Origin of the sequence: Pseudomonas fluorescens (assembly GCF_002022275.1) — a bacterium.
GTDB lineage: Bacteria > Pseudomonadota > Gammaproteobacteria > Pseudomonadales > Pseudomonadaceae > Aquipseudomonas > Aquipseudomonas fluorescens_AJ.
Genome location: NZ_MSDF01000024.1, coordinates 39,760 through 64,730, shown reverse-complemented (window position 1 = coordinate 64,730; position 24,971 = coordinate 39,760). Strand labels below are relative to the sequence as shown.

Genomic DNA, 24,971 nt, shown 5'->3' with positions numbered 1-24,971 from the left:
CCCCATATGGAAACTATCCATTTCACGGGCGCCCCTCTATGATGCACCCATCACTTTTTTACCTGCGATGAACCATGGCTGACTCTGCTTTCTTCTGCCCCCTGTCACACGAAGGCGTTGTCGCCGTCCGCGGCTCCGACGCTGCCAAGTTCCTGCAAGGGCAACTGACCTGCAACCTCAATTACCTGAGCGAGACCCAGGCCAGCCTGGGCGCGCGCTGTACGCAAAAAGGGCGCATGCAGTCGAGTTTTCGCATTGTGTTGCAAGGTGATGGCGTGTTGCTCGCGATGGCCACCGAACTGCTCGAACCGCAACTGGCAGACCTGAAAAAATACGCGGTGTTCTCCAAGTCCAAACTCACGGACGAAAGCGCCGCATGGGTGCGTTTCGGCCTGGAAAATGCAGATCAGACCCTTGCAGGCCTCGGTCTTGAATTGCCCACCGAGACGGACAGCGTCGCACGCACCGAAACGCTGATCGCCATTCGTGTCTCCCAAGGCCGCGCCGAACTCTGGGTGCCTGCCGAATACGCCGATGCCGTACGCCACTCATTGGCTGCACAGCTGCAACAGGCTGAATTGAATGAATGGCTGTTGGGCCAGATCCGCGCCGGCATCGGTCAGGTCATGCCGCAAACCCGCGAATTATTCATTCCGCAAATGCTCAACCTGCAGGCCGTCGGCGGCGTCAGCTTCAAGAAAGGCTGCTACACCGGCCAGGAAATCGTCGCACGCATGCAATACCTGGGCAAACTCAAGCGTCGCCTCTACCGCCTGAGCCTCAATGCCAGCGACTTGCCAGAGCCCGGCACCCCGTTGTTCGCACCCAGCCATAACAGCGCGATCGGCGAAGTGGTGATGGCGGCAAAAGCGGACCAGTCCATTGAACTTCTGGCCGTGCTGCAAGCCGAAGCTGCCGACAGTGGCGACGTGCACTTAGGCACCCTTGAAGGCCCCGGTTTGCAATTGCTTGACCTGCCCTATTCACTGGACCGTGATCGAGAGATCCAGCGTTAATCGCCGTACCTTTTTTGCAACACCCTAGAGAGCATGAATGAACAAGCTGGCGGAAAAAGTCCAACAGGCTTTGGTAACGGCCATCGACAACGATGACCTGGTTCTGCCGACATTACCGGAAGTGGCCCTGAAGATTCGTGAGGCCGCCGAAGACCCGGATATCAGCATCAGCCACTTGAGCAAAGTGATCGGTCGCGATACCGCGCTGTCGGCGCGCCTGATCAAAGTGGTCAACAGCCCGTTGATGCGCGCCACCCAGGAAGTTACCGACCTGCACACCGCCATCACCCGGCTGGGCACCAACTACAGCAGCAACCTGGCGATCGGGCTGGTAATGGAGCAGATTTTCCACGCCCGCTCCGAAGCGGTTGAACAAAAAATGCGTGATGTATGGCGCCGCAGCCTCGAAGTGGCCGGCGTGAGCTATGCCTTGTGCCGCAGCCACAGCCAGCTCAAGCCAGACCAGGCGGCCCTCGGCGGCCTGGTGCATCAGATTGGCGTGCTGCCGATCCTCACCTATGCCGAAGACCACTATGAACTGCTGTCCGACCCGGTCAGCCTCAACCATGTGATCGAGAGCATCCACCCGATACTCGGCGATAAATTGTTAGGCGGCTGGGATTTCCCGGAAATGCTCGCGAAACTGCCGGGCCAATATCTGGACCTGGAGCGCGATTCCCCAAAACTGGACTACATCGACCTGGTGCAAGTCGCCGTGCTGTATTGCCACCGGGGCACCGATCACCCACTGGCAAGCGTGCCGGTTTCCACCCTGCCTGCGATCAAAAAGCTGCGTGTGGATCCCTACAGCGACGCCCTGCGCGCCGAGCTGGATGAAGCACGCTCGATGTTTTACTGATCAGCCCGCGATAAAACTCACGCGCACCTTCAACCCCGCCAACTCACCGTCATGCAGGCTGATCTGCGCCAGATGCGCGCGGCAGATTTCCCCGACAATCGCCAACCCCAGGCCCGAGCCCATGCCCTGCTGGCTGCGACGGTAGAAGCGCTCAAACACCCGGTCCCGCTCGTCCAGCGGGATGCCCGGCCCGTCATCCTCCACCTCAAGAATGGCGGGGGCAGTGACACGCAAAATCACATTGCCCCCGGGCGGCGTGTGAGCCAGGGCGTTATCCACCAAATTGCTCAACAGCTCGTTCAGCAAGGTGGGCTCGCCGCGCAACCACACCGGTTCATCCGCTTCCAGTGCCAGAGCGACGCCGCGCGCGTGGGCCAGCGGCGCCATCGCCATGCCAAGCTCACGGGCCAACTGGCTGAGGTCGAGTAACTGCGCACCGCCTTCGGCAATCGCCCGGGCGCCGTTTTCAATGCGCGCCAGGGACAGCAACTGATTGGCCAAGTGGGTCAGGCGGTCGGTGCCTTGGGCGGCGGCTTCCAGGGTGTTGCGCCATGTGGCCGGGTCTTCGGCGCGCAAACCGAGCTCCAGGCGCGCCTTGAGCGCAGCCAACGGCGTGCGCAGTTCATGGGCGGCATCGGCAATAAACTGCGCCTGGCGCTCAAACTGACCACGCAGGCGTTCGGTGAAGTGGTTGAGGGAGCGCACCAGCGGGCCGAACTCATGCTGCACCTCGACCAACGGCAATGGCCGCAGGTCGTCGGGCTGGCGCTCTTCCACCGCCGTACGCAGGCGCTCCAGCGGGCGCAGCGCCGCGCTCACGGCAAACCACACCAGCAGCAGCGCGCCAACGGCCAGCATGCCAAGGCGCAACAAGGTGTCGGCCATCAGGCTTCGCGCCATGCTTTCGCGCGCTTCGTCGGTTTCCGCCACACGAATCTCCGCCATGCCGTTCATATTCGGTTCGGAAACTGCCTTGAGCAGGCTGACCACACGTACTTGCTGGCCCTGGTAGGTGGCGTTGTAGAACCGCGCCAATGCAGGGTAATCATCGGTGCGCGGCGTGCCGGGCGGTGGGCCGGGGAGGTTTTCGTAGCCGGAAATCAGCTTCCGGTCGATATCATTGACCTGGTAATAAATACGCCCGGCGCTGTCGTAGGCGAAGGTATCGAGGGCCACATAGGGCACATTGGCGCTCAGTGTGCCGTCCACTTGGGTAAGGCCGGCGGCGATGGTCCGCGCCGACGCCAGCAAGGTGCGGTCGTAGGCGGTGTCGGCGGCTTCGCGACCGTTCCAGTAGGCGCTCATGCCGCTGGCCAGCATCAATACCACCAGCAACAGCGCGAGGTTCCACAGCAGTCGCCAGCGCAGGCTGGTGGGCTTATGCATCGCGGGCTTCCAGCAAGTAGCCCAGACCACGAAACGTCACAATGGCGATCGGCTGGCCGTCGAGCTTCTTGCGCAGGCGATGTACGTAGATTTCGATGGCGTCGGGGCTGGCTTCCTCATCCAGGCCGAACACCTGGGACGCCAACTGCTCCTTGCTCATGACGCGGCCCGGGCGGGCGATCAAGGCTTCCAGCACCGCTTGCTCGCGGGAGGTCAGCGTCATCAGCTCGCCGCCCACGGTGAAACGTCGGGTATCCAGGTCGTACACCAGCACGCCACAGGTTTGCTGGCGCTCGCCGCCGAGCACGCTGCGGCGCAGCAGCGCCTTGACCCGAGCTTCCAGCTCCGTCAACTCAAAGGGTTTGGCCAGGTAGTCGTCGGCACCGAGGTTCAGGCCATGCACGCGGTCTTTCACGTCACTGCGTGCGGTCAGCATCAGTACAGGCAGATTTTTCCCACGCGCGCGCAACCGCGCCAACACCTCAAAACCGTCCATGCGCGGCAGCCCCACATCGAGGACGACCGCCGCATATTCCTCACTGCTCAAGGCCAGGTCTGCCGCCACGCCGTCGTGCAGCACGTCGACCGTCAAACCCATGCCCTTGAGCGCCTGAGCGACACTTTCGGCCAGTTGCGGATGGTCTTCAACCAAGAGGACACGCATGGATTTTTACCTCGTTCGGGCATGGTCGACGCCACGCTTTGCCGGGCAGTTTACAGGCGCCGACTGCCCTGTGAAGCCCGAAAACATTGAAAGGCAACTGAAAGGTTAGTGAAAGCTTCGCCCTTTAGCATCCAGCGACGGTGGGTAATGCCCGCCCAGTTGCCTGATCCGCAGCGCCCGAAAAACGCCTCGAAGCGTTTTCGCCAAAAATAAGAACAATAACGGAGTACACAACGATGCTGTCGAACCAGCCCCAGGCCCCCTCGCCTGTTCGTTTTTCTCGTCTTGCCAAGACCGCCCTTGCCAGTGCTACCGCCCTCGCCGGCTTTTCGCCGATGAGTCAGGCTGCCTTTTTCGAAGACAGCAGCGGCACCCTCGAAACCCGCAACATGTACTTCAATCGCGACTTTCGCGACGGTACCAGCGCCCAGCAATCCAAGCGCGATGAATGGGCCCAGGGTTTCATGCTCAACCTGCAATCGGGCTACACCGAGGGCACTGTCGGTTTCGGCGTGGATGCGCTGGGCATGCTCGGCGTCAAGCTCGACTCCAGCCCCGACCGCACCGGCACCGGCCTGCTGCCGACGCACGATGATGGCCGCGCCGCCAACGAGTACTCCAAGCTGGGCGTGACCGGCAAAGTGAAAATCTCTGCTACCGAGCTGAAAATCGGTTCGTTGATCCCCGAATTGCCGATCCTCAAGCCCAACGACGGCCGCATCCTGCCGCAGACCTTCAACGGCGGCTTGCTGACCTCCAAGGAATTCAAGAACCTGGTGCTCACCGGTGGCCGTCTCGACAAGGCCAAGGACCGCGACGACACCAATTACGAAGAAATCGCCCTCAACAACAAGAACAGCCGCTTCCTCAGTGGAGCTACCGGCAAGCACTTCAACTTTGGTGGCGCGGACTACAAGTTCGCCGACAAGATCACCGGCAGCTACCACTTTGCCCAACTCGACGACGTGTACCGCCAGCACTTCCTCGGCCTGGTCGCCGCCCGTCCGATGGGCCCCGGCACCTTGGGCGCTGACGTGCGCCTGGCCATCAGTGATGACACCGGTTCGGCCCGTGGCGGCAAGATCGACAACAAATCCTTCAGCAGCCTGTTCAGCTATGGCCTCAATGGCCATAAGCTCAGCGCCGGTTACCAGCGCATGTTCGGCGACAGCGCATTTCCGTATGTGGATGGCAGCGACCCGTACCTGGTCAACTTCGTGCAGATCAACGACTTTGCCGGCGCCGAAGAGCGTTCCTGGCAGGCGCGTTACGATTACGACTTCGCCAAGCTGGGCATTCCCGGCCTGAGTTTCATGAGCCGTTACCTGTCGGGTGACAACATCAAGCTCAAGAACGGCGAGACCGCCAAGGAGTGGGAACGCAACAGCGAAGTGCGCTACGTGGTGCAAAGCGGCACGTTCAAGGACGTGGCCTTCCGCCTGCGTAACGCCACGTACCGCACCAACTATTCGGCCCGTGATGCGGATGAAGTACGCGTGCTGGTCAGTTACAGCGTCGCACTCTGGTAAGTGCACTCAGGCAAGCAGCAACTCATAACAACAAAGACGGAGATAACCATGACCTTTTCACTGCGTAAACTGGCCCTCGCTGCCGGCTGCATGATGTTCGCCGGCCAACTGCTGGCCGCCGACGAACCCAAGCGCCCGGAGTGCATCGCCCCCGCCTCCCCTGGCGGTGGTTTTGACCTGACCTGCAAACTGGCGCAGAGCGCGCTGGTCAACGAGAAGTTGCTGAGCAAGCCGATGCGCGTGACCTACATGCCCGGCGGCGTGGGCGCGGTAGCCTACAACGCGGTGGTCGCGCAGCGCCCGGCGGACGCCGGCACGCTGGTGGCGTGGTCCAGTGGTTCGCTGTTGAACCTGGCCCAGGGCAAGTTTGGCCGCTTCGACGAAAGCGCCGTGCGCTGGTTGGCGGCGGTCGGCACCAGCTACGGTGCCATCGCGGTGAAAAGCGATTCGCCCTACAAGACCCTCGACGATCTCGTCAAAGCCTTGAAGAAAGATCCGGGCAGCGTGGTGATTGGTTCCGGCGGCACCGTCGGCAGCCAGGACTGGATGCAAACGGCCTTGATCGCCAAGGCCGCCGGGATCAACCCGCGCGAGCTGCGTTACGTGGCCCTCGAAGGCGGTGGCGAAATCGCCACAGCCCTGCTCGGTGGTCACATCCAGGTCGGCAGTACCGACATCTCTGACTCCATGCCGCACATCCTGAGTGGTGACATGCGCCTGCTGGCCGTGTTCTCCGAGCAGCGCCTGGACGAGCCGGAAATGAAAAATATTCCGACCGCCAAAGAGCAAGGCTACGACATCGTCTGGCCAGTGGTTCGTGGTTTCTACCTCGGGCCAAAAGTCAGCGATGCCGACTACGCCTGGTGGAAAGAAGCCTTCGACAAACTGCTGGCCTCCGAGGAGTTCGCCAAGCTGCGCGACCAACGCGAGCTGTTCCCGTTCGCCATGACCGGTCCGGAGCTGGACACCTACGTGAAGAAGCAGGTGGCTGACTACAAAGTGCTGGCCAAAGAGTTCGGCCTGATCCAGTAATCGCCCCTCTTTTGCTCGGCCGCGCCCTCTTCAACCGGGGGCGCGGCCCAGGAGTTCCACATGCTCTTACAACGCATTTTTGCCGCCGTGCTGTTGCTGGCCTGCGCCGCTCTGGCACTGATGGCCTGGCCGTACCAGGCGTCGTTTTCCTACGAACCGGTCGGCCCTCGTGCCTACCCGCTGCTGATGCTCGGGCTGATGAGCCTGGCGCTGATCTACATGCTGTTTCGTCCGCAGCCGACCAAGCACACCGAGGAAGAACCGGCGCTGGACCGCGAAACCCTGATCAAGATCGCCATCTGCGTAGCCCTGTTGATCGTGTTCGCCGGCACCTTCGAACCTCTGGGGTTCATCCTCAGCAGCATGCTGATCGGCATCCCCATGGCGCGCCTGTATGGCGGCCGCTGGATGCCCAGCGTGGTGATCGTCAGCTTGATGGCCATCGGCTTGTACCTGCTGTTCGATAAAGCCATGGATGTACCGTTGCCCCTGGGCTTGCTCGACGTTCTGGAGAACTGACATGGATACTTTCGGCTATTTGGGTCAGGGCTTCGGCGTTGCACTGTCCCCTTACAACCTGGTGACCGCCCTGTGCGGCACCCTGATCGGCACGGTGGTTGGCCTGTTGCCAGGCCTGGGCCCGATCAACGGCGTGGCGCTGTTGATCCCGATCGCCTTTGCCCTGGGCCTGCCGCCGGAGTCGGCGCTGATCCTGCTGGCAGCAGTGTACCTGGGTTGCGAATACGGCGGCCGTATCAGCTCGATTTTGCTGAACATCCCGGGCGAAGCATCCACCGTGATGACCACCCTCGACGGCTACCCGATGGCCCGCAAAGGCCTGGCTGGTGTGGCGCTTTCACTGTCGGCATGGAGTTCGTTCATCGGCGCGTTTATCGCCACCTGCGGCATGGTGCTGTTTGCGCCGCTGCTGGCCAAATGGGCGATTGCCTTCGGCCCGGCGGAATATTTCGTACTGATGGTGTTCGCGATTGTCTGCCTCGGCGGCATGGCCGGCGATAAACCGTTGAAGACCTTTGTGGCGGCGCTGATCGGCCTGTTTCTCTCGGCCGTGGGCATCGACGCCAACAGCGGCGTTTATCGCTTTACCGGCGACAACATCCACCTGACCGACGGCATCCAGTTTGTGGTGTTGGTGCTCGGCCTGTTCTCAATCAGCGAGATCCTGTTGCTGCTGGAAAAAACCCACCGGGGCCAGGAAGCGGTAAAAGCCACCGGGCGGATGATGTTCAACTTCAAGGAAGCGTCGTCGGTGTTCGTGGTGAACATCCGTTGCGGCTTGCTCGGCTTCATCATGGGCGTGCTGCCAGGCGCCGGCGCCACGCTTGCCTCGGCCGTTGCCTACATGACCGAGAAACGCCTGGCCGGTGCCAGCGGTAAATTCGGCCAGGGCGACATGCGCGGCCTCGCTGCTCCAGAAACGGCCATCGGCGCATCCGCCTGCGGCGCCCTGGTGCCGATGCTGACCCTCGGCGTACCGGGTTCAGGCACCACGGCGGTGATGATCGGCGCGCTGTCGCTGTACAACATCACCCCCGGCCCACTGCTGTTCCAACAGCAACCGGACATTGTCTGGGGCCTGATCGCGTCGTTGTTTATCGCCAACATCATGCTGGTGATCCTCAACATCCCGATGATCCGTATCTTCACGCGCATCCTCGCCGTGCCGAACTGGGCGCTGGTGCCGGTGATCGCCATCATCACCGCGATCGGTGTGTACGCGGTTCACGCCACCACCTTCGACCTGTTCCTGATGGTCGGTATCGGCATCTTCGGTTACATCCTGCGCAAGCTCGATTTCCCGCTGTCGCCGGTGCTGCTGGGCTTTATCCTCGGTGGCTTGATGGAGCAGAACCTGCGCCGTGCACTGTCGATCTCCAACGGTGCGCTGGAAATACTCTGGTCCAGCCCGATCACCTTCGGCGTTTGGGTACTGACCGCGCTGATGCTGTTGTTCCCGCTGGTGCGCATCTACCGCAAACGTGCCCTGCAGCGTCGTGCCGTGGCCGATGTCTGAGGTCACCTTTAAACAATGGTGGGGAACACCGCTGGTCGGCCTGGCCGGCGGTTACCTGGCCAGTCTTGTCGGCTGGCCTTTGCCGTACATGGTCGGCTCGTTACTGGCGATCATTCTGGTGCGTTGCCTGACGCCGTGGCAGTTGGCCGAGATTCCCGGCGGGCGCAAATGCGGCCAATGGGTGGTAGGCATTGGCATCGGCCTGCACTTCACCCCGGTGGTGATCGAGCAGGTGATGAGCCACTTCGGGCTGATCTTCTTCGGCGCGCTGGTCACTAGTCTGTCGAGCATTGTCGGCGTGTGGTTGATGCGCCGCAGCGGTGAAGACCGCGCCACCGCGTTTTTCTCCAGCATGCCGGGTGGGTCCGGCGAGATGGTCAACCTCGGCGCACGCAACGGCGCGGTGCTTAGCCGTGTCGCAGCCGGGCAAAGTTTGCGCGTGCTGGTGGTGGTGCTGTGTGTGCCGGCGATCTTCAAGTATTTGCTGGAAGGCGGCGCGCCACAGTTTCATCCGGCGCCGGTGAGCTGGACGTGGCTGGCGGTACTGTTTCCGATGGGCGCACTGGTGGCGTGGGGATGGCAGCGTTTGCGTCAGCCAAACCCGTGGTTGTTCGGGCCGTTGTTGGTCAGTGCGACCGCCAGCGTGGTCTGGGACCTGCACATCGGCCTGCCTGATGGCGGCAGTCAGATCGGCCAATGGTTGATCGGCAGCGGTTTGGGCTGTCACTTCAACCGTCAGTTCTTCCGCCGGGCCCCAGCGTTCATGGGCCGCACCTTAATCGGCACGGCCTTGACCATGGCGCTGGCAACCTTGGCGGCGGTGGGGTTGAGTGCGTTGACGCAGCTTGATTTGCGCTCGTTGACGTTAGGCATGATGCCTGGGGGCATTGCCGAAATGAGCCTCACGGCGGAGACCTTGCAACTGTCAGTGCCGTTGGTGACGGCGATGCAGGTGATGCGGTTGTTGTTTGTGTTGTTCCTGGCGGAGCCGTTGTTCAGGCACTGGAACCGTCAGCCCGAATGATCTTGAGGCTTCGCACAATTCCACTGTGGGAGCTGGCTTGCCTGCGATGCAGGCACCTCGGTATTTCAGCCAGACCGAGGTGATGCGATCGCAGGCAAGCCAGCTCCCACAGTGGACGGCGTAAAGCCTTTAGACCGGCGGCAAGCGCCACTCAATCGGCGTCTCCCCATTCTGCTCAAGAAACTTGTTGGTACGCCCGAAGTGCCCGCACCCCAAAAACCCGCGATACGCCGACAACGGCGACGGGTGCACCGACGTCAGCACCAAATGCTTGGTCGCATCCACCAACTTCTGTTTGCCCTGGGCATGCGCGCCCCACAGCAAAAACACCAAATGAGGCTGATGCTCGCTGACCACTTCGATAACCCGATCGGTAAAGTGCTGCCAGCCTTTGCCCGCATGGGCGTTGGCATTCGCGCGTTCCACCGTCATGGTGGTGTTGAGCATCAACACGCCCTGATCAGCCCAGCTTTGCAGGCAGCCGTGGTTGGGGATGTCGATATTCAGGTCGCGCTTGAGCTCTTTGTAAATGTTCACCAGCGACGGCGGCGTCGGCACGCCTGGCTGCACCGAGAAGCAAAGGCCATGCGCCTGGCCCGGGCCGTGGTAAGGGTCCTGACCGAGGATCACCACCTTGACCTTGTCCAGCGGCGTGGAATTGAGCGCATTGAAGATCAGCGGGCCCGGCGGGTAGATCTCTTTGCCGGCAGCGTGTTCCTGGCGCAGAAATTCGCGTAGCTCGGCCATGTAGGGCTTATCGAACTCATCGCGCAAGGCGTGTTTCCAGCTCGGTTCGAGTTTGATGCGGTCGCCTTCGGTCATGGTGGGGGCCATCGTGTAAAAAAGAATGGGCGAACCCTAGGAAAGCCGACCCCGCTTGTCAATTGATCTGACACACAACCGGCACTTTCCTGCGAAGGGATCATACTGATCCTTCACTTCCCCGAATGAGGTCACGATGAACCTGCACTTCGAAGAGTTGACGGGCAGCGACGGCGCCCGCCTCGGCATCGCCAGCCTGGACGCAGAAAAGTCCCTCAACGCATTGTCCTTGCCGATGATTCTGGCGTTGGGCGAACGCCTGGATGCATGGGCCAAAGACCCGAATATCACCTGCGTGCTGCTGCGCGGCAATGGCCCCAAGGCTTTTTGCGCCGGTGGCGAGGTGCGCAGCCTGGCCCAGGCCTGTCGTGAACAGCCAGGCGTTGTAACGCCGCTGGCCGCAGCGTTTTTTGCTGCGGAGTATCGCCTCGACTATCGCCTGCACACCTACCCAAAACCGCTGATCTGCTGGGGCCACGGCTATGTGTTGGGGGGTGGCATGGGCCTGCTGCAAAGCGCGGCGGTGCGCATCGTCACGCCGAGCAGCCGCCTGGCCATGCCCGAGATCAGCATCGGCCTGTACCCGGATGTGGGCGCCAGCTGGTTCCTGTCACGCCTGCCCGGCAAGCTCGGGTTATTTCTGGGCCTCACCGGCGCGCACATCAATGGTCGCGATGCGTTGGACCTGGGCCTGGCCGACCGCTTCCTGCGCGATGACCAGCAAGACGCATTGATCGAAGGCCTGTTGCAGCTCAACTGGCAGGAGCAAACCGCCATTCAACTCAACAGCCTGCTCAGGGCCCTGGCCCTGGAAGCCGTCGACCAGCAACCTGAGGCGCAGTGGCTGCCGCGTCGGGCACAGATCGACGAATGGCTGGATGTGGGGGATGTGCGTTGCGCCTGGCGCGCCTTGAGTGTGTTGCGCGACCATGCAGACCCGTTATTCAGCCGCGCCGGCAAGACTCTGAGCGAAGGCTGCCCGCTGACCGCCCACCTGGTATGGGAGCAGATACAGCGAGCCCGGCACCTGTCGTTGGCCGAGGTGTTCCAGATGGAGTACACCTTGAGCCTCAATTGCTGTCGTCATCCGGAATTCAGCGAAGGGGTGCGCGCGCGATTGATCGACAAGGACCAGGCGCCTCACTGGCATTGGCCGGACATCAACACCGTCCCTGAGGCCGTGGTGCAGGCGCACTTCAGTAAAGCGTGGGAAGGTAGGAATCCTCTGGCAGATCTTTCCGATTACTGACAGGTAATTATTTCGGGCGATCAACGGTAAATGCACAATTGTCCGGCTGGCTGTCCTGGCAAATGTAAACCTTCTGCTGCAGTGGATCGGCAGTAAGTTCCCAATGCAGGGAGTTGGTCAGCGACATCGTTTTGTCCGGCATGCTATAGCGCAACGCGACAACCTGCCCGCTGCCCGTGTAATAAACGCATCTGTCGAGATGGCCGTTGTCTCGCTCACCGCCTTTGTCGGGCGTGAAGAGCGCGCCCACGAAGCGGTCCACAAAACCTGGACCGTTGGCCTTTGTACTTTGCCAGAAGGACGTTCCGGTGACCGCCTGAAAACGACCATCCACATACCGGACTGCCGAAGGGTAAGGGCAGCCTTGCTCGGCCACGACGGGATGGGAGACTGCCGCCAGTAGAAAAAACAAATACGTCAGTGGCCTGATCATATAGCGCTCCATTTACTCTCTGGCTCTCCGGGTGCGCACCACAGTGCCACGCCAGGAAAACCTAGTTTTAAAGTTAATGGTAGCTGTTAAATTTGACAGTCAATAAAAATAGCGCCCACAAAAAAGCGGCGCCTGGAGCGCCGCTTTTCACAAGTACCTGTCAACGGTGACCGCCGCCGCGGCCTCCTCCGTGATCGGAACCCCGACCTTGCCCGCCATTACCCCAATGCCCACCTCCCCAGCCCTGGTTCGGGTACGGCCGATAAGCGGGCCGCGGGTAATAACGTGGCGCTGGCTGGTAATAGCGCGGCGCCGAGTAGTAGCGCGGTGGCGGCGCGTAATAACTGCGCCCGTATTGGTAATAAGCCGGGCCGCCATAGTAATAGGCCGGCGCCGGTGCGGTGTAGACCTCGGAGCGATAGTACGTAGCGCCTCCATCGTAATAGGGCACGCAAGCAGAAAGGGTCAGCCCGAGAACAGCGGTGAGTAGCAGTCGTCGATACATGGCGGCCTCCTGGACCGCGGAAGAGCACCTCCAGCGACGCTGAAGGGCGGCATCCAGCTTTCACTGAATGATGAAATATCTGACATCAAAAACAGAATCTGGTGCGTTTTCGACATAGGTTGAAACATGTGTTTCAGACGAACCGGTTGCCTCATTGCAGTGCGACCACGCACCAGCGCAACGCACACTCTGCCACCGGCCCGTTGCCCTCATCGTGCAAACCCGCGATCTACAGGCCCGCCGCCCACTTGGCACGACTCTCGCTTTGACTATCCCGTGCAGGATTCATCACAGGTTCGCGGCACCACAATTTGCAATGGCTGACTAGGGTTCCGGCTCGCTTGACGCGAGTGGCTGGTCCGAGAGTTGGCGACCTCCAGTTGAGGTTACACGGCGGGATAAAAGCCCGGGAGACAAGCCACCGTTTACGGTGCCGCGTTGCTCCTGCTCGCCCATGTTCAACTGGAGAAGCCTCATGCCACTACCCCGTTTACCCGCCCTGCTCGCCGCCGCCTTTGCCGCCGTGCTTAGCTTCCAAACCCAGGCCGCCCCTAAAGATCACTTCAGTGTGTGCTGGACGATCTACGCCGGCTGGATGCCATGGGAATATGCCGGCAGCCAGGGCATCCTCGACAAGTGGGCCAAGAAATACGGCATCAAAATCGACATGGTCCAGCTCAATGACTACGTCGAATCCATCAACCAATACACCGCCGGCCAGTTCGACGGCTGCACCATGACCAACATGGACGCCCTGACCATCCCCGCCGCCGGTGGCGTGGACAGCACCGCGCTGGTGGTCAGCGACTTCTCCAACGGCAACGATGGCGTGGTGATCAAAGGCACCGGTAAAACCGTGGCCGACCTCAAAGGCATGAACGTCAACCTGGTGGAACTCTCGGTCTCCCACTACCTGTTGGCCCGTGCGCTGGAGTCCGCCGACCTCAGCGAAAAAGACCTGAAAGTGGTCAATACCTCCGACGCCGACATCGCCGCCGCCTTCAACACCGATCAGGTGCAGGCCGTCACCACCTGGAACCCGATGCTTTCTGAGATCAAGGCCAAGCCCGGTGTCAGCGAAGTGTTCGACTCGAGCAAAGTGCCCGGCGAAATCATGGACATGATGGTGGTCAACACCCAGACCCTCAAAGACAACCCGAAACTGGGCAAAGCGCTCACGGGCGCGTGGTTTGAAGTGGTCGCGCTGATGAATGCCAAGAATGCCGCCAGCACCGAGGCCCTGGAGCACATGGCAAAAGCCTCCGGCACCGACCTCAAGGGTTTCCAGGCGCAACTGGACACCACCAAGCTCTTCGCCACGCCCAAGGAAGCTCTGGCCTTCGCCACCAGCGCGCAGTTGCCCGCGACCATGCGCAAGGTCGCCGAGTTCTCGTTTGAACACGGCTTGCTCGGTGAAGGCGCCAAGGACACCAGCGCCGTGGGCATGAGCTTCGCCAACGGTGTGACCAGTGGCGACAAAGCCAACCTCAAGCTGCATTTTGACCCCAGCTACGTGCAGATGGCGGCCGACGGCACGCTGTAAGAGGACCCGGCCATGCGCCTGATCAACCGTCACCCGGAACGCTCCAGCCGCCTGCTGTTGGTGCTGCTGCCGTTCGCGTTGCTGCTGTTCGCCTACTTCGTGGGCTCGGCCGAGCGCTTGGCAGAAAACCCCAACGACAAACTGCTGCCAGGCGCCGTGCAAATGGGCGACGCGGTAAAACGCCTGGCGTTCAGCGCCGACGCGCGCACCGGTGAATACGTGCTGTGGCAAGACAGCGCGTCAAGCCTGCGCCGCCTGGCTATCGGCCTTGGCATCAGCGCCCTCGCCGGCCTGTGCCTGGGCATCGCGGCCGGAACCCTGCCGCTGTTTGGCGCGCCGTTGTCGCCCTTGCTCACCGTGCTGTCGATGGTGCCGCCGCTGGCGATCCTGCCGATTCTGTTCATCGTGTTCGGCCTTGGGGAATTGTCCAAGGTGATGCTGATCGTCATCGGCATCACCCCGGCATTGGCGCGGGATCTGGAACAACGCGCGCGGGAAATTCCCGTGGAATTACTGGTAAAAGCGCAGACCCTCGGCGCCTCCACTTGGACCCTGATGCTGCGCGTGGTCTTGCCGCAACTGTTGCCGCGCTTGCTGATTTCGCTGCGGCTGATGCTCGGCTCGGCGTGGTTGTTCCTGATCGCGGCTGAAGCCATCGCCTCCACCGACGGGTTGGGTTACCGGATTTTCCTGGTGCGCCGCTACCTGGCAATGGACGTGATTTTGCCCTACGTGGTGTGGATCACCCTGCTCGCCTGGCTGATGGACTGGGGCCTCAAGGCCCTGACCCGGCGCGCGTTCCCCTGGTACGAAGGAGCGCGGGCATGAGCTTTATCAGCGTCAACAACGTGTGGCAGCGCTATGGCGACCAAGTGGTGTTGGAAGGCCTCAACCTGCAGGTTGCCGAGGGTGAGTTCTGCACCTTGGTCGGCACCTCGGGCTGCGGCAAGTCCACGTTCCTGCGCCTGCTGCTGGGCCAGGAAACCGCGAGCAAAGGCCAGATCCTGCTCGACGGCCAACCGCTGGCGGCCGAGCCGGATGCCAGCCGTGGCGTAGTGTTCCAGCGCTACTCGGTGTTCCCGCACTTGAGCGTGCTGGACAACGTCGCCCTTGGCCTTGAATTGCCGCGCTCACGCGTGCTCGGCCGGCTGTTCGGCAAGGCCAAAAAAGACGCCCGGGAACAGGCCGGCACACTCCTGCAAAAAGTCGGCCTCGGCCATGCCCTGGACAAGTACCCGGCGCAGCTCTCCGGCGGCATGCAACAGCGGTTGGCCATCGCCCAGGCGCTGATCATGAAACCCCGCGTGTTGCTGCTGGACGAACCCTTCGGCGCCCTCGACCCGGGCATTCGCAAAGACATGCACCAGTTGCTGCTGGAACTGTGGCGCGAAACCCGGCTGACGGTGTTCATGGTCACCCACGACCTCAGCGAAGGCTTCAGCCTCGGCACGCGCTTGCTGGTGTTCGACAAGGTCCGCGTCGACCCCCACGCCCCCGGCGCCTATGGCGCGCGCATCACCTACGACATCCCTTTGAACAGCGAGCGCCGCAAAGCACTCGCCGCTGAACCTGGAGCGACTTCCACATGACCGATTCCATTCAACTGTTCCCGCCGTTTGCCGAGGAAATGCTCCCTGGCGGCGGCCACCGTTCCTTCGTGCTCAAGCGCGGCCAACTGCTGCGCCTCACCGATATTCGTGGCGGTGCCAATGTCAGCCTGACATTGCTCAATGCCAATGAAAAAACCGAGCGCCTGAACCTGCCCGACAGCCTCAAATGCCAACACACCGCCAAGCTCACCACGGGCCATTGCCTGTATTCGGACATGGGCCGCATGCTGGCCGCGATCACCGCCGACACCTGCGGCTGGAGTGACAGCATCGGTGGCGTGCTCTGCGCCGTCGAAGTGGCCGAGAAGTACGGCCAAGGGCGCTATCAAGAGCTGCGCAACGGTTTCTTTCGCAACGGCACCGACAACCTGCTGGTGGAGTTGGGCAAGTGGGGCCTGGGCCTGTCCGACCTGCTGATGACCCTCAACCTGTTCAGCCGCGTCAGCGTGGATGGCGACGGCGGTTTGCACTTTGTGCCGGGTAATTCCAAAGCCGGTGACTACATCGAACTCTATGCGCCGATGGACACGCTGGTGGTGCTCACCGCCCTGCAACACCCGATGGACCCCAACCCCGACTACGCCCCACAACCTCTGAAACTCAGTTGGATGAACGCCGACGCTAGCGTCGCCGAGCACTGCCGCACCTCGCGCCCGGAAAACGAGCGCGGCTTTATCAACACCGACCGCCTGTTCGCCTGAGGAGCTGCCATGTCTATCGCACTGAAACAACCTGACGCTGCGGTGTACCGCGCGACCATCCCCGCCGGCGAGCCGTGGCTGATGGAGGTCAAGGCCGGCCAGACCCTGCGCATCCTCGACCTTGAGGGCAACCAGGCTGTGGACACGCTGTTCTACAGCCTGAAAAACCCGCGCGAACGCTACGACGTGCAACGCACCCTGCGCCGGCAAAACAGCGTCTACCTGGGCACCGGCAGTGTGCTGTATTCCAACCTCGGCCAACCGATGCTGACCATCGTCGATGACACCTGCGGGCGCCACGACACCCTCGGCGGCGCCTGCGCCCAAGAGAGCAACACCGTGCGTTACGCCCTGGAAAAACGCTACATGCACAGCTGCCGCGACAACTACCTGCGCGCCTGCGCCCATGACGGTCGGCTGGGTAAAGGCGACATCGGGCCGAACATCAATTTCTTCATGAATGTGCCGGTGACCGCCGACGGCGGGCTGACGTTTGAAGACGGTATTTCCGCCCCCGGCAAGTACGTCGACCTGCGCGCGGAGATGGACGTGATCGTGCTGATTTCCAACTGCCCGCAATTGAATAACCCGTGCAACGCCTACAACCCGACCCCTGCGGAGTTACTGGTATGGAACTGAAGCTCAAGCGCTTGCGCCATTGGCTGTACACCCTGTGCCAGGCCCGCGCCGGGCAGTGCCTGCGAAAACAATGAGGCTCAACTGTGGGAGCTGGCTTGCCTGCGATAGCGGTGTATCAGCCTACACATGGGTTAGCTGACACACCGCCATCGCGGGCAAGCCCGGCTCCCACAGTTGATGTGCATCTGTTTCGGAATGTGCGCTGCGGACGACCGCAGCGCCTACCCCCTTTTGCGGGACGGCCCGCAGGGTTTTGCCATGTTCGAAAAACTCTTGATTGCCAACCGTGGCGCCATCGCCTGCCGCATCCTGCGCACCTTGCGCGAACTGCAGGTCAAAGGCGTCGCCGTATACGCCGAAGCCGATGCGGCCAGCCTGCATATCCGCCAAGCCGACGAGGCCTATAGCCTCGGTGAAGGCGCAGCCGCCAGTACCTATCTGGACGTTGAAAAAATCCTCGCCACAGCAGAGGCCTGTGGCGCCAAAGCAATTCATCCCGGCTACGGTTTTCTCTCGGAAAACGCAGCCTTTGCGCAAGCGTGTGAAGACGCGGGCATCGCCTTTGTCGGGCCTACTGCGGAACAGCTGCGCGTGTTCGGCCTGAAACACACTGCGCGTGCCTTGGCGAGACAACATCAGATCCCGTTGCTGGAAGGCACCGAGCTGCTCGACAGCCTGGATGCAGCGCTTTCGGCCGCGGACACCGTGGGTTATCCGGTGATGCTGAAAAGCACAGCCGGCGGCGGCGGTATCGGCATGCGTGTGTGCCGCAGCGCGCTGGAGTTGAGTGAATCCTTCGAGGCCGTCAAACGCCTGGGGCAGAACAACTTCAGCGACGCCGGTGTATTCATCGAAAAGTACATCCAGCACGCCCGCCACCTTGAAGTACAAGTGTTCGGCGACGGCGCTGGTGAAGTCATCGCCCTCGGCGTACGCGACTGCTCCGTGCAGCGGCGCAACCAGAAAGTCCTCGAAGAAACCCCGGCACCGAACCTGCCCGAGGGCATGACCGAAGCGCTGTGCTCGGCAGCAATCACCCTCGCCAAAGCCGTGAATTATCGCAGCGCCGGCACCGTGGAATTTATCTACGACAGTGCCGATGGGTGCTTCTATTTCCTTGAAGTGAATACGCGCTTACAGGTGGAACACGGCGTCACCGAGCAAGTCTGGGGTGTGGACCTGGTGCGCTGGATGGTGCAACTGGCAGCCGGAGAGTTGCCGCCGCTGAACACGCTGACGCTGAAGCCCAACGGCCATGCGATTCAGGCGCGGCTGTACGCGGAAGACCCGGGCAAGGATTTCCAGCCAAGCCCAGGGCTGTTGACCCGCGTGGATTTCCCGGTGGCCGATGGCTTGCGCATCGACACCTGGGTGGAAGCCGGGTGCGAGATCCCGCCCTACTTCGACCCGATGATCGCCAAGCTCATCACCTGGGCGCCCACCCGCGAACAGGCGCGCCTGGACCTGCATCAAGCGCTGAGCAGCAGCCAGCTTTACGGCGTGGAAACCAACCGCGATTACCTGCGCCAGATTTTGCTCGCCGCACCGTTCGCCAGTGGCCGCCCCTGGACGCGCTGCCTGGAAGATCTGGTCTATACCGCCAATACCTTCGAGGTGCTCAACGCAGGCACACAAACCAGCGTGCAGGATTACCCTGGCCGGCTTGGTTACTGGGCCGTCGGCGTGCCGCCTTCAGGGCCGATGGACAGCCGCGCGCTGCGTTTGGGCAATCGTCTGCTGGGCAATAGCGAAGGCGAGGCCGCGCTGGAGATCACCATGACGGGGCCGTTGTTGCGTTTCAATTGTGCGGCCGTGGTGGCGGTGACCGGGGCCGACATTCCGTTGCTACTGAATGACCAACCCGTGCCGATGAATACCGCATTGCTGATTGAACCGGGCTCGACCTTGGGCCTTGGCACGATCGCCGGCACCGGCGCGCGCAGCTACCTGTGTGTACGCGGCGGGCTGCAAGTGCCGGACTACCTGGGCAGCAAAAGCACCTTCACCCTCGGCCAGTTTGGCGGGCATGGCGGGCGGGCGCTGCGGGCGGGGGATGTGCTGCACTTACTGCCGCTGATGGACGCCAGCGCCGGTGAGCAACTGATCGCGGAGCCGCTGGCACAGGTGCGCAGACTGCGCGTGATTTACGGCCCCCACGGCGCACCGGAATACTTCAAGCCCGAGTACATCGACACCTTCTTTGCCACGCAATGGGAAGTGCACTTCAACTCCAGCCGTACCGGCGTGCGGTTGATCGGGCCCAAGCCGTTGTGGGCGCGCACGGATGGCGGGGAAGCGGGGCTGCATCCGTCGAATATCCATGACAACCCCTATGCGATCGGGGCCGTGGATTTTACCGGCGACATGCCAGTGATTCTGGGGCCGGACGGGCCGAGTTTGGGCGGGTTTGTGTGCCCGGTGACAGTGATCGAGGCTGACCTGTGGCAGCTCGGCCAACTCAAAGCGGGCGACAAAATCCGCTTTGAACCTGTTGATCTCACGACCGCCCGATCCCTTGCCCTGAAATGGGACCAATGTGGGAGCTGGCTTGCCTGCGATACGGGCAACTCGGTCCTTCAGACAGACCAGAGTGATGCCATCGCGGGCAAGCCCGGCTCCCACAGTGATCTCCATCCACTTCAGATCAAGTCGCCAGTGGTATTGGATGTAGGCCACGACGACACTCGCCTGGTCGCCCGACTCGCCGGCGACACCCACCTGTTGCTGGAAATCGGCGCCGCCGAACTCGACCTGGTCTTGCGCTTTCGCGGCCACGCGCTGATGCAAGCCCTCGAGGCCCGCGCCTTGCACGGCGTGATCGACCTGACCCCTGGCATCCGCTCGTTGCAAATCCACTATCAGCCCGAACAACTGCCGCTGGCTGATCTATTGCCGCTGATCACCCGTGAATGGTCCGCCGTGTGCGCCACGCAAAACCTGCAAGTGCCCTCGCGCATCGTGCACCTGCCGCTGTCCTGGGACGACCCTGCCTGCCAGCTCGCCATCGAAAAATACATGACCACCGTGCGCAAGGACGCACCCTGGTGCCCGAGCAATCTTGAGTTCATCCGCCGCATCAACGACCTCGCCAACCTCGACGCAGTGCGCCACACAGTGTTCGACGCCAGCTACCTGGTGATGGGCCTGGGCGACGTCTACCTCGGCGCACCGGTGGCCACGCCGCTGGACCCCCGCCACCGTTTGGTCACTACCAAATACAACCCGGCGCGCACCTGGACCGCTGAAAACTCGGTGGGCATTGGCGGTGCTTACCTGTGCGTGTATGGCATGGAAGGCCCTGGCGGCTACCAGTTTGTGGGGCGCACCTTGCAGATGTGGAACCGCTACCGGGAAGTCGCGGCGTTTGATGGCAAGCCGTGGTTGCTGCGGTTTTTCGACCAGATCCGGTTCTATCCGGTGAGCGCCGAGGAATTGGTCAAGATACGGCGCGATTTCCCGCTCGGGCGCTTTGAATTGAGCATCGAACACAGCCAGCTGAACCTCGCGGACTATCAGGATTTCCTGGCGCGGGAAGCATCAAGCATCGGCGCATTTCGTGAGCATCAGCAGCACGCTTTCAATGCCGAGCGCGAACGCTGGATCGCCAGCGGCCAGGCGCATTTCGACAGTGAAGAGCTGGCAGTGCCCTTGGGTGAAGACACGCCTTTGGGCGCCAACCAATGCAGTATCGACAGCCCCATCGCCGGCAACCTCTGGCAAGTCCAGGTCGCCGCCGGAGCGCGGGTTGAACCCGGTGATGTGCTGGTGATTCTGGAGTCCATGAAAATGGAGATCCCGGTGCTCGCGCCCTTCGCCGGCACCGTGTGCGAAATCCCCGTGCAACCCGGCAGCGGCGTCGGCGCCGGGCAACGCGTGGTGGTACTGGAACGTGACTGACTTTTCTTTTTCGACAGGCGGACAAGCCATGAATCTGCAACTGGACAACCTGCGCAATGCCTACCTCAGCGGCGACACCACGCCACGCACATTGCTGCTGGCGCTGCGTGAAAAAGCCGCGCAGTTGAACCCCGACTATCACCTGTTTATTCATCTGCTCAGCGTGGAGGAACTGGAACCCTACCTGCAGGCATTGGACGGTCGTGATCCCGCGCAATTGCCGTTATACGGCGTGCCCTTTGCGATCAAGGACAACATCGACCTGGCCGGCATTCCCACCACGGCTGCCTGCCCGGCGTTTGCCTATGTGCCCGAGCGCAGCGCGACGATTGTCGAGCAACTGATCGCTCTGGGTGCGATACCGCTGGGCAAGACCAACCTCGACCAGTTCGCCACCGGCCTTAACGGCAGCCGCTCGCCGTATGGCGCGTGCCCCAACAGCGTTCTGCCGGATTACCCGGCCGGGGGTTCCAGTGCAGGGTCGTCGCTGGCAGTCGCGCTCGGCGTGGCCAGTTTTGCGCTGGGCACCGACACTGCCGGCTCCGGGCGCGTGCCGGCGGCGCTGAATAATCTGGTGGGGCTCAAGGCAAGTAAAGGGTTGATCTCCACGGCGGGCGTGTTGCCGGCGTGCCGCACGCTGGATTGCGTCACGACCTTTACCCGCACGGCGCGGGAAGCCAGCCAATTGCTGGCGCTGACCGCCAGGCTTGACCCGCAGGACGCCTACAGCCGCCAGAACCCGGCGTGGAACGATGCGTCGGCGTTTGGCGCGCCGAGGCCGTTTCGCTTTGGCGTACCGCGTCAGGCGGATTTGGAATTCTTCGGCTGCACGCAAGGCCCTGAGCTGTTTCAACAGGCCATCGCGCGCATGATCAGCCTCGGCGGCGAGCCGGTCGCGTTTGACCTGTCGCCCTTCCTTGAAGCCGCGCGCCTGCTTTACGAAGGGCCGTGGGTGGCCGAGCGCTACAGCGTCGCCGGTGACTTGATGGAGCGCGACCCCGACGCCGTATTGCCGGTGATTCGCGCCGTGTTGGCCAAGGCCCCAACAGTTACTGGCGTCGACACCTTCCGCGCGCAGTACCGTCTGCAAGCCTTGAAAGCGCAATGCGATGTTCTGTTGGAAGGACTCGATTGTGTGCTGACGCCGACCATCGGCCGCCCGGTGACGCTGGAAGAACTGCGCGCCGAACCGGTGCTGCGCAATGCTGAACTGGGCTACTACACCAACTTCATGAACCTGCTGGACTATGCCGCCGTCGCGGTGCCCAGCGGTGTGATGAGCAACGGCTTGCCGTGGGGCGTGACGCTGTTCGGCCGTGTGTTTACCGACCAATACCTGCTCGGCGTGGCGGACGCCTTGCAGCGCCAGCAGGAGGTGTCACTCGGCGCACCCACCGGCACCGCCAGCCATGACGGCACGCGGCTGGTGGTGTGCGGCGCGCACCTGCAAGGGCTGGCGCTGAATGGCCAGTTGCTGCGCCGCGGCGCTCGTTTGCTGGAACGCACCCACAGCTCGCCGGATTATCAACTGTTCGCGCTGGCGGGTGGCCCGCCGTATCGTCCGGGCATGCTGCGGGTCAGCGAGGGCGGCGTGGCCATTGAGGTCGAAGTGTGGGAGTTGCCGAGCCGCGAACTGGGTTCTTTCCTCACCGGCATCCCTGCGCCATTGGGCCTTGGCAAAGTGCAACTGGCGGATGGCCGCTGGGAAACCGGGTTTATCTGCGAGCCCTACGGCTTGAGCGGCGCCGTGGACATCAGCCACTTCGGCGGCTGGCGCGGCTACCTGCACAGCTTGCAATAGCGCGGCGGCGCTGTATCGTGCAGGGAACGCCGGGGCCCTGCCCGATACCTGCCTGAACCGACCGATGACCGACACCACCCTCTGCCCCGCCTGTGGCGCCCGCAACGACTGCACCCTGGCCGACCCGCGCACCGCCGACCAGGCCTGCTGGTGCTACAGCGTCACCGTCGACCCGGCGGTGCTTGAAGCACTGCCGGACGAACTGCGCAACACGGCCTGCCTGTGCCCGCGCTGCGCGCAGGTGGATGCGCAGTTGCGTGAGGCTGAACAGCCGTAATGCGCGTTGATCGTTTCCTCAGCAACCTGCCACGTTTCAATCGCCAGCAAGTGCGTGTCCTGTTGGTTGAACGGCGGGTGAGTGTTGACGGCGTGGCCGTCAGCAACCCACACCATGAAGTCCGTGAATTCAGCCGCGTATGCGTTGACGATGAAGTGCTGCAAATCGGCAAACCTGCGCGTTATTTCATGCTGCATAAACCTCAGGGTTGCGTGAGCGCCACCACCGACCCGGTGCATGCCACCGTGCTCGATTTACTCGACGAGCCGGACAAGGGCGAACTGCACATCGCCGGCCGTCTGGATTTCAACACCACCGGGCTGATGCTGATCACCAACGATGGCCAGTGGTCGCGGCGCCTGACGCAGCCGCAGACCAAACTGCCCAAGGTTTACCTCGTGGAAACCGAACAGCACATCGGCCCGGAATACGCGCAGACCTTCAAGACTGGCCTGTATTTCGCCTTCGAGGACCTCACCACCCAGCCCGCCGAGCTGGAGCTGCTAAGCCCGACAACGGCGCGCTTGAGCATCATCGAAGGCCGCTATCACCAGGTGAAGCGCATGTTCGGGCATTTTGATAACAAGGTTATCGGCCTGCATCGCGAGCGAATGGGGCCTTTGGTATTGGATACAGCGCTGGCACCGGCCGAATACCGGGCGCTGACCGACGACGAAATACGACAGGTCTGACGACCGTTCAGCCGATGATGGCAAAAAACCAGCCCGGCGCCTTGCGAGGTGGCGTATCGGCTGCTTGAATCCATCTTGCCAGCCAGATTATGACTGGCGAGTCGCCTATAACCTCCAAGAAACACCTTGCCCCGCCCGCGCTTGATCTACGGGCCTCTCAGGCAAACAGCCCGCCATAACAACAGCCGTCGGCCAGCCGCTATCGGACCGACATGGGCGCTCATCTTCCAGGCGTATGCCTACCTGTCACAAAGCTCGTGCAGAGTGATCTGCGCGCACTACCCGCTTGCCAGGAGTCTTACGACATGAGGCCAGAAATCGCTGTGCTGGATATACAGGGTCAGTATCGGGTTTACACGGAGTTCCATCGCGCGGATGCAGCTGACAAGACCATCATCCTGGTCAACGGCTCGATGGCCACCACGGCATCCTTCGCCCAAACCGTAAAAAGCCTGTACCCGCAATTCAACGTGGTGTTGTACGACCAGCCCTACGCTGGCCGCTCCAAAATCCACAACCGCCATGAGCAGATGCTGACGAAGGAAGTCGAAGGCCAGATCCTGCTGGAACTGATCGATCACTTCGCCGCCGAACATGTGCTGTCATTTTCCTGGGGTGGCGCGGCCACCCTGGTCGCACTCGCCCACCGGCCGCGCCGGGTGGAAAAGGCAGTGATCAGCTCGTTCTCGCCGGTGATCAACGCCCCCATGCGTGACTACCTGGAGCGCGGCGTCGACTACCTCGGCAACTTAGACCGCGACCGTGTCGGCCACCTGGTCAACAGCACCATCGGCAAACACCTGCCGTCGCTGTTCAAGCGCTTCAACTACAAACACGTGAGCAACCTGGCCGAGCACGAATACGGGCAGATGCACTTCCACATCAGCCACGTCCTCAACAGCGACCGACTGTGTTACCTCAAGGCGGCCAGGCAGATCGACATTCCGGTGTTGTTTTTGAATGGCGAATGGGACGAATACACCAGCGCCGAGGACGCCAAGCTGTTTGGCCAACACGTGGCCAACAGCAGTTTCAGCACCATCCAGGCGACCGGGCATTTTCTGGACATGGAACACAAGGCGGCGTGCCGCGATAGCCGCGACGCGGTGGTGGGCTTTTTGAAACCGCAGCGCCAGGTCAGCCGGTTGAGGTATCACCACGGCCAGACGCAGCATGCCTTTGCGATCTGAAAGGAAGGGCCGGATAAGCCCCAACTTGGGTGGGAGCCGGGCTTGCCCGCGATGCAGGCGCTTCGGT

23 protein-coding genes and 1 riboswitch are annotated in these 24,971 nt (G+C 62.0%); of the genes, 18 read left to right on the top strand and 5 right to left on the bottom strand.

Translation table 11 applies throughout. From position 1 onward, the window contains the following. The first annotated feature begins 74 nt into the window (after positions 1–74). On the top strand, positions 75–1,016 hold the full coding sequence (gene ygfZ, locus BFW87_RS19000) for a CAF17-like 4Fe-4S cluster assembly/insertion protein YgfZ (protein ID WP_078741276.1): 942 nt from the start codon (positions 75–77) through the stop codon (positions 1,014–1,016). Positions 1,017–1,053: 37 nt separating this feature from the next. Then, positions 1,054–1,875, top strand: coding sequence for an HDOD domain-containing protein (locus BFW87_RS18995; RefSeq protein ID WP_078741275.1), 822 nt, complete (start codon positions 1,054–1,056; stop codon positions 1,873–1,875). Here BFW87_RS18995 and BFW87_RS18990 read toward each other — a convergent pair whose 3' ends face one another. Both BFW87_RS18990 and BFW87_RS18985 read right to left on the bottom strand, forming a co-directional pair. Then, positions 1,876–3,261 carry a sensor histidine kinase gene (locus tag BFW87_RS18990; RefSeq protein WP_078741274.1) on the bottom strand — a complete coding sequence of 462 codons (1,386 nt, stop codon included), beginning with the start codon at positions 3,259–3,261 and terminating at the stop codon, positions 1,876–1,878. Then, entirely contained in the window at positions 3,254–3,925 is a 672-nt protein-coding gene (locus BFW87_RS18985; protein WP_078741273.1) for a response regulator, read from the bottom strand. The genes BFW87_RS18990 and BFW87_RS18985 overlap by 8 nt, the downstream gene beginning before the upstream one ends. Before the next feature lie 236 nt (positions 3,926–4,161). Between BFW87_RS18985 and BFW87_RS18980 the strand changes: the two genes are divergently transcribed. From BFW87_RS18980 to BFW87_RS18960, 5 genes are read left to right on the top strand one after another with little or no spacing between them, the layout of a single operon-like run. Beyond that, the gene (locus BFW87_RS18980; protein ID WP_078741272.1) at positions 4,162–5,454 is read left to right on the top strand and encodes an OprD family porin; all 1,293 of its coding nucleotides are present in this window, start codon (positions 4,162–4,164) and stop codon (positions 5,452–5,454) included. Between the two features lie 48 nt (positions 5,455–5,502). Next, a complete protein-coding gene (locus BFW87_RS18975) occupies positions 5,503–6,486 on the top strand; it encodes a Bug family tripartite tricarboxylate transporter substrate binding protein (RefSeq protein ID WP_078741271.1) in 984 nt (327 codons plus the stop codon). A gap of 60 nt (positions 6,487–6,546) precedes the next feature. Then, positions 6,547–7,005 carry a tripartite tricarboxylate transporter TctB family protein gene (locus tag BFW87_RS18970; RefSeq protein WP_078741270.1) on the top strand — a complete coding sequence of 153 codons (459 nt, stop codon included), beginning with the start codon at positions 6,547–6,549 and terminating at the stop codon, positions 7,003–7,005. Position 7,006: 1 nt separating this feature from the next. Beyond that, on the top strand, positions 7,007–8,521 hold the full coding sequence (locus BFW87_RS18965) for a tripartite tricarboxylate transporter permease (RefSeq protein ID WP_078741269.1): 1,515 nt from the start codon (positions 7,007–7,009) through the stop codon (positions 8,519–8,521). Beyond that, positions 8,514–9,545 (top strand): AbrB family transcriptional regulator, encoded by a 1,032-nt coding sequence (locus BFW87_RS18960; RefSeq protein WP_078741337.1) that lies wholly within the window; start codon positions 8,514–8,516, stop codon positions 9,543–9,545. Before BFW87_RS18965 ends, BFW87_RS18960 begins: the two co-directional genes overlap by 8 nt. A 129-nt stretch (positions 9,546–9,674) precedes the next feature. Here BFW87_RS18960 and ung read toward each other — a convergent pair whose 3' ends face one another. Then, positions 9,675–10,367 carry a uracil-DNA glycosylase gene (gene ung, locus BFW87_RS18955; protein ID WP_078741268.1) on the bottom strand — a complete coding sequence of 231 codons (693 nt, stop codon included), beginning with the start codon at positions 10,365–10,367 and terminating at the stop codon, positions 9,675–9,677. Positions 10,368–10,503: 136 nt separating this feature from the next. On the opposite strand from ung, the gene BFW87_RS18950 reads away from it, so the two are divergent. Next, on the top strand, positions 10,504–11,616 hold the full coding sequence (locus BFW87_RS18950; RefSeq protein WP_078741267.1) for an enoyl-CoA hydratase/isomerase family protein: 1,113 nt from the start codon (positions 10,504–10,506) through the stop codon (positions 11,614–11,616). Positions 11,617–11,623: 7 nt separating this feature from the next. Here the strand turns inward: BFW87_RS18950 and BFW87_RS18945 are convergent, their stop codons facing one another. Then, positions 11,624–12,049 carry a DUF3757 domain-containing protein gene (locus BFW87_RS18945; protein ID WP_078741266.1) on the bottom strand — a complete coding sequence of 142 codons (426 nt, stop codon included), beginning with the start codon at positions 12,047–12,049 and terminating at the stop codon, positions 11,624–11,626. A 160-nt stretch (positions 12,050–12,209) separates the two neighbouring features. Then, positions 12,210–12,554: a hypothetical protein gene (locus BFW87_RS18940; RefSeq protein WP_078741265.1), complete on the bottom strand. Its 345-nt coding sequence runs from the start codon at positions 12,552–12,554 to the stop codon at positions 12,210–12,212. Between the two features lie 313 nt (positions 12,555–12,867). Continuing rightward, positions 12,868–12,969: riboswitch (guanidine-I (ykkC/yxkD leader) on the top strand. Between the two features lie 60 nt (positions 12,970–13,029). Between BFW87_RS18940 and BFW87_RS18935 the strand changes: the two genes are divergently transcribed. From BFW87_RS18935 to BFW87_RS18890, 10 genes are all read left to right on the top strand, one after another. After that, positions 13,030–14,097: a putative urea ABC transporter substrate-binding protein gene (locus tag BFW87_RS18935; RefSeq protein WP_078741264.1), complete on the top strand. Its 1,068-nt coding sequence runs from the start codon at positions 13,030–13,032 to the stop codon at positions 14,095–14,097. Positions 14,098–14,109: 12 nt separating this feature from the next. After that, complete coding sequence (locus tag BFW87_RS18930; protein WP_078741263.1) at positions 14,110–14,925, top strand: ABC transporter permease; 816 nt, start codon at positions 14,110–14,112, stop codon at positions 14,923–14,925. After that, complete coding sequence (locus BFW87_RS18925; RefSeq protein ID WP_078741262.1) at positions 14,922–15,686, top strand: ABC transporter ATP-binding protein; 765 nt, start codon at positions 14,922–14,924, stop codon at positions 15,684–15,686. The genes BFW87_RS18930 and BFW87_RS18925 overlap by 4 nt, the downstream gene beginning before the upstream one ends. Beyond that, the gene (locus BFW87_RS18920; RefSeq protein WP_078741261.1) at positions 15,683–16,408 is read left to right on the top strand and encodes an urea amidolyase associated protein UAAP1; all 726 of its coding nucleotides are present in this window, start codon (positions 15,683–15,685) and stop codon (positions 16,406–16,408) included. The genes BFW87_RS18925 and BFW87_RS18920 overlap by 4 nt, the downstream gene beginning before the upstream one ends. 9 nt (positions 16,409–16,417) lie before the next feature. After that, positions 16,418–17,047 carry an urea amidolyase associated protein UAAP2 gene (locus BFW87_RS18915; RefSeq protein ID WP_078741260.1) on the top strand — a complete coding sequence of 210 codons (630 nt, stop codon included), beginning with the start codon at positions 16,418–16,420 and terminating at the stop codon, positions 17,045–17,047. A gap of 258 nt (positions 17,048–17,305) precedes the next feature. After that, on the top strand, positions 17,306–20,944 hold the full coding sequence (gene uca / locus BFW87_RS18910) for an urea carboxylase (RefSeq protein WP_078741336.1): 3,639 nt from the start codon (positions 17,306–17,308) through the stop codon (positions 20,942–20,944). 28 nt (positions 20,945–20,972) lie between these two features. Then, positions 20,973–22,745 carry an allophanate hydrolase gene (gene atzF, locus BFW87_RS18905; protein WP_078741259.1) on the top strand — a complete coding sequence of 591 codons (1,773 nt, stop codon included), beginning with the start codon at positions 20,973–20,975 and terminating at the stop codon, positions 22,743–22,745. Positions 22,746–22,809: 64 nt separating this feature from the next. After that, positions 22,810–23,022 (top strand): cysteine-rich CWC family protein, encoded by a 213-nt coding sequence (locus tag BFW87_RS18900; RefSeq protein WP_078741258.1) that lies wholly within the window; start codon positions 22,810–22,812, stop codon positions 23,020–23,022. Next, positions 23,022–23,714, top strand: a complete 693-nt coding sequence (locus BFW87_RS18895) for a 16S rRNA pseudouridine(516) synthase (protein ID WP_078741257.1) — start codon at positions 23,022–23,024, stop codon at positions 23,712–23,714. Before BFW87_RS18900 ends, BFW87_RS18895 begins: the two co-directional genes overlap by 1 nt. 305 nt (positions 23,715–24,019) lie before the next feature. Continuing rightward, positions 24,020–24,904 carry an alpha/beta fold hydrolase gene (locus tag BFW87_RS18890; protein WP_078741256.1) on the top strand — a complete coding sequence of 295 codons (885 nt, stop codon included), beginning with the start codon at positions 24,020–24,022 and terminating at the stop codon, positions 24,902–24,904. The last annotated feature ends 67 nt before the right edge of the window (positions 24,905–24,971 follow it).

Excerpts from the sequence above, each read along its gene's own strand:
- BFW87_RS18960 (WP_078741337.1), top strand. The coding sequence starts at position 8,514 with ATGTCTGAGGTCACCTTTAAACAATGGTGGGGAACACCGCTGGTCGGC.
- BFW87_RS18930 (WP_078741263.1), top strand. The coding sequence starts at position 14,110 with ATGCGCCTGATCAACCGTCACCCGGAACGCTCCAGCCGCCTGCTGTTG.
- BFW87_RS18890 (WP_078741256.1), top strand. The coding sequence starts at position 24,020 with ATGAGGCCAGAAATCGCTGTGCTGGATATACAGGGTCAGTATCGGGTT.
- BFW87_RS18995 (WP_078741275.1), top strand. The coding sequence starts at position 1,054 with ATGAACAAGCTGGCGGAAAAAGTCCAACAGGCTTTGGTAACGGCCATC.
- BFW87_RS18985 (WP_078741273.1), bottom strand. The coding sequence starts at position 3,925 with ATGCGTGTCCTCTTGGTTGAAGACCATCCGCAACTGGCCGAAAGTGTC.
- ung (WP_078741268.1), bottom strand. The coding sequence starts at position 10,367 with ATGACCGAAGGCGACCGCATCAAACTCGAACCGAGCTGGAAACACGCC.
- BFW87_RS18980 (WP_078741272.1), top strand. The coding sequence starts at position 4,162 with ATGCTGTCGAACCAGCCCCAGGCCCCCTCGCCTGTTCGTTTTTCTCGT.
- BFW87_RS18970 (WP_078741270.1), top strand. The coding sequence starts at position 6,547 with ATGCTCTTACAACGCATTTTTGCCGCCGTGCTGTTGCTGGCCTGCGCC.
- BFW87_RS18920 (WP_078741261.1), top strand. The coding sequence starts at position 15,683 with ATGACCGATTCCATTCAACTGTTCCCGCCGTTTGCCGAGGAAATGCTC.
- BFW87_RS18935 (WP_078741264.1), top strand. The coding sequence starts at position 13,030 with ATGCCACTACCCCGTTTACCCGCCCTGCTCGCCGCCGCCTTTGCCGCC.
- BFW87_RS18895 (WP_078741257.1), top strand. The coding sequence starts at position 23,022 with ATGCGCGTTGATCGTTTCCTCAGCAACCTGCCACGTTTCAATCGCCAG.
- BFW87_RS18915 (WP_078741260.1), top strand. The coding sequence starts at position 16,418 with ATGTCTATCGCACTGAAACAACCTGACGCTGCGGTGTACCGCGCGACC.
- BFW87_RS18990 (WP_078741274.1), bottom strand. The coding sequence starts at position 3,261 with ATGCATAAGCCCACCAGCCTGCGCTGGCGACTGCTGTGGAACCTCGCG.
- atzF (WP_078741259.1), top strand. The coding sequence starts at position 20,973 with ATGAATCTGCAACTGGACAACCTGCGCAATGCCTACCTCAGCGGCGAC.
- BFW87_RS18940 (WP_078741265.1), bottom strand. The coding sequence starts at position 12,554 with ATGTATCGACGACTGCTACTCACCGCTGTTCTCGGGCTGACCCTTTCT.
- BFW87_RS18925 (WP_078741262.1), top strand. The coding sequence starts at position 14,922 with ATGAGCTTTATCAGCGTCAACAACGTGTGGCAGCGCTATGGCGACCAA.
- uca (WP_078741336.1), top strand. The coding sequence starts at position 17,306 with ATGTTCGAAAAACTCTTGATTGCCAACCGTGGCGCCATCGCCTGCCGC.
- BFW87_RS18945 (WP_078741266.1), bottom strand. The coding sequence starts at position 12,049 with ATGATCAGGCCACTGACGTATTTGTTTTTTCTACTGGCGGCAGTCTCC.
- BFW87_RS18965 (WP_078741269.1), top strand. The coding sequence starts at position 7,007 with ATGGATACTTTCGGCTATTTGGGTCAGGGCTTCGGCGTTGCACTGTCC.
- BFW87_RS18975 (WP_078741271.1), top strand. The coding sequence starts at position 5,503 with ATGACCTTTTCACTGCGTAAACTGGCCCTCGCTGCCGGCTGCATGATG.
- ygfZ (WP_078741276.1), top strand. The coding sequence starts at position 75 with ATGGCTGACTCTGCTTTCTTCTGCCCCCTGTCACACGAAGGCGTTGTC.
- BFW87_RS18950 (WP_078741267.1), top strand. The coding sequence starts at position 10,504 with ATGAACCTGCACTTCGAAGAGTTGACGGGCAGCGACGGCGCCCGCCTC.
- BFW87_RS18900 (WP_078741258.1), top strand. The coding sequence starts at position 22,810 with ATGACCGACACCACCCTCTGCCCCGCCTGTGGCGCCCGCAACGACTGC.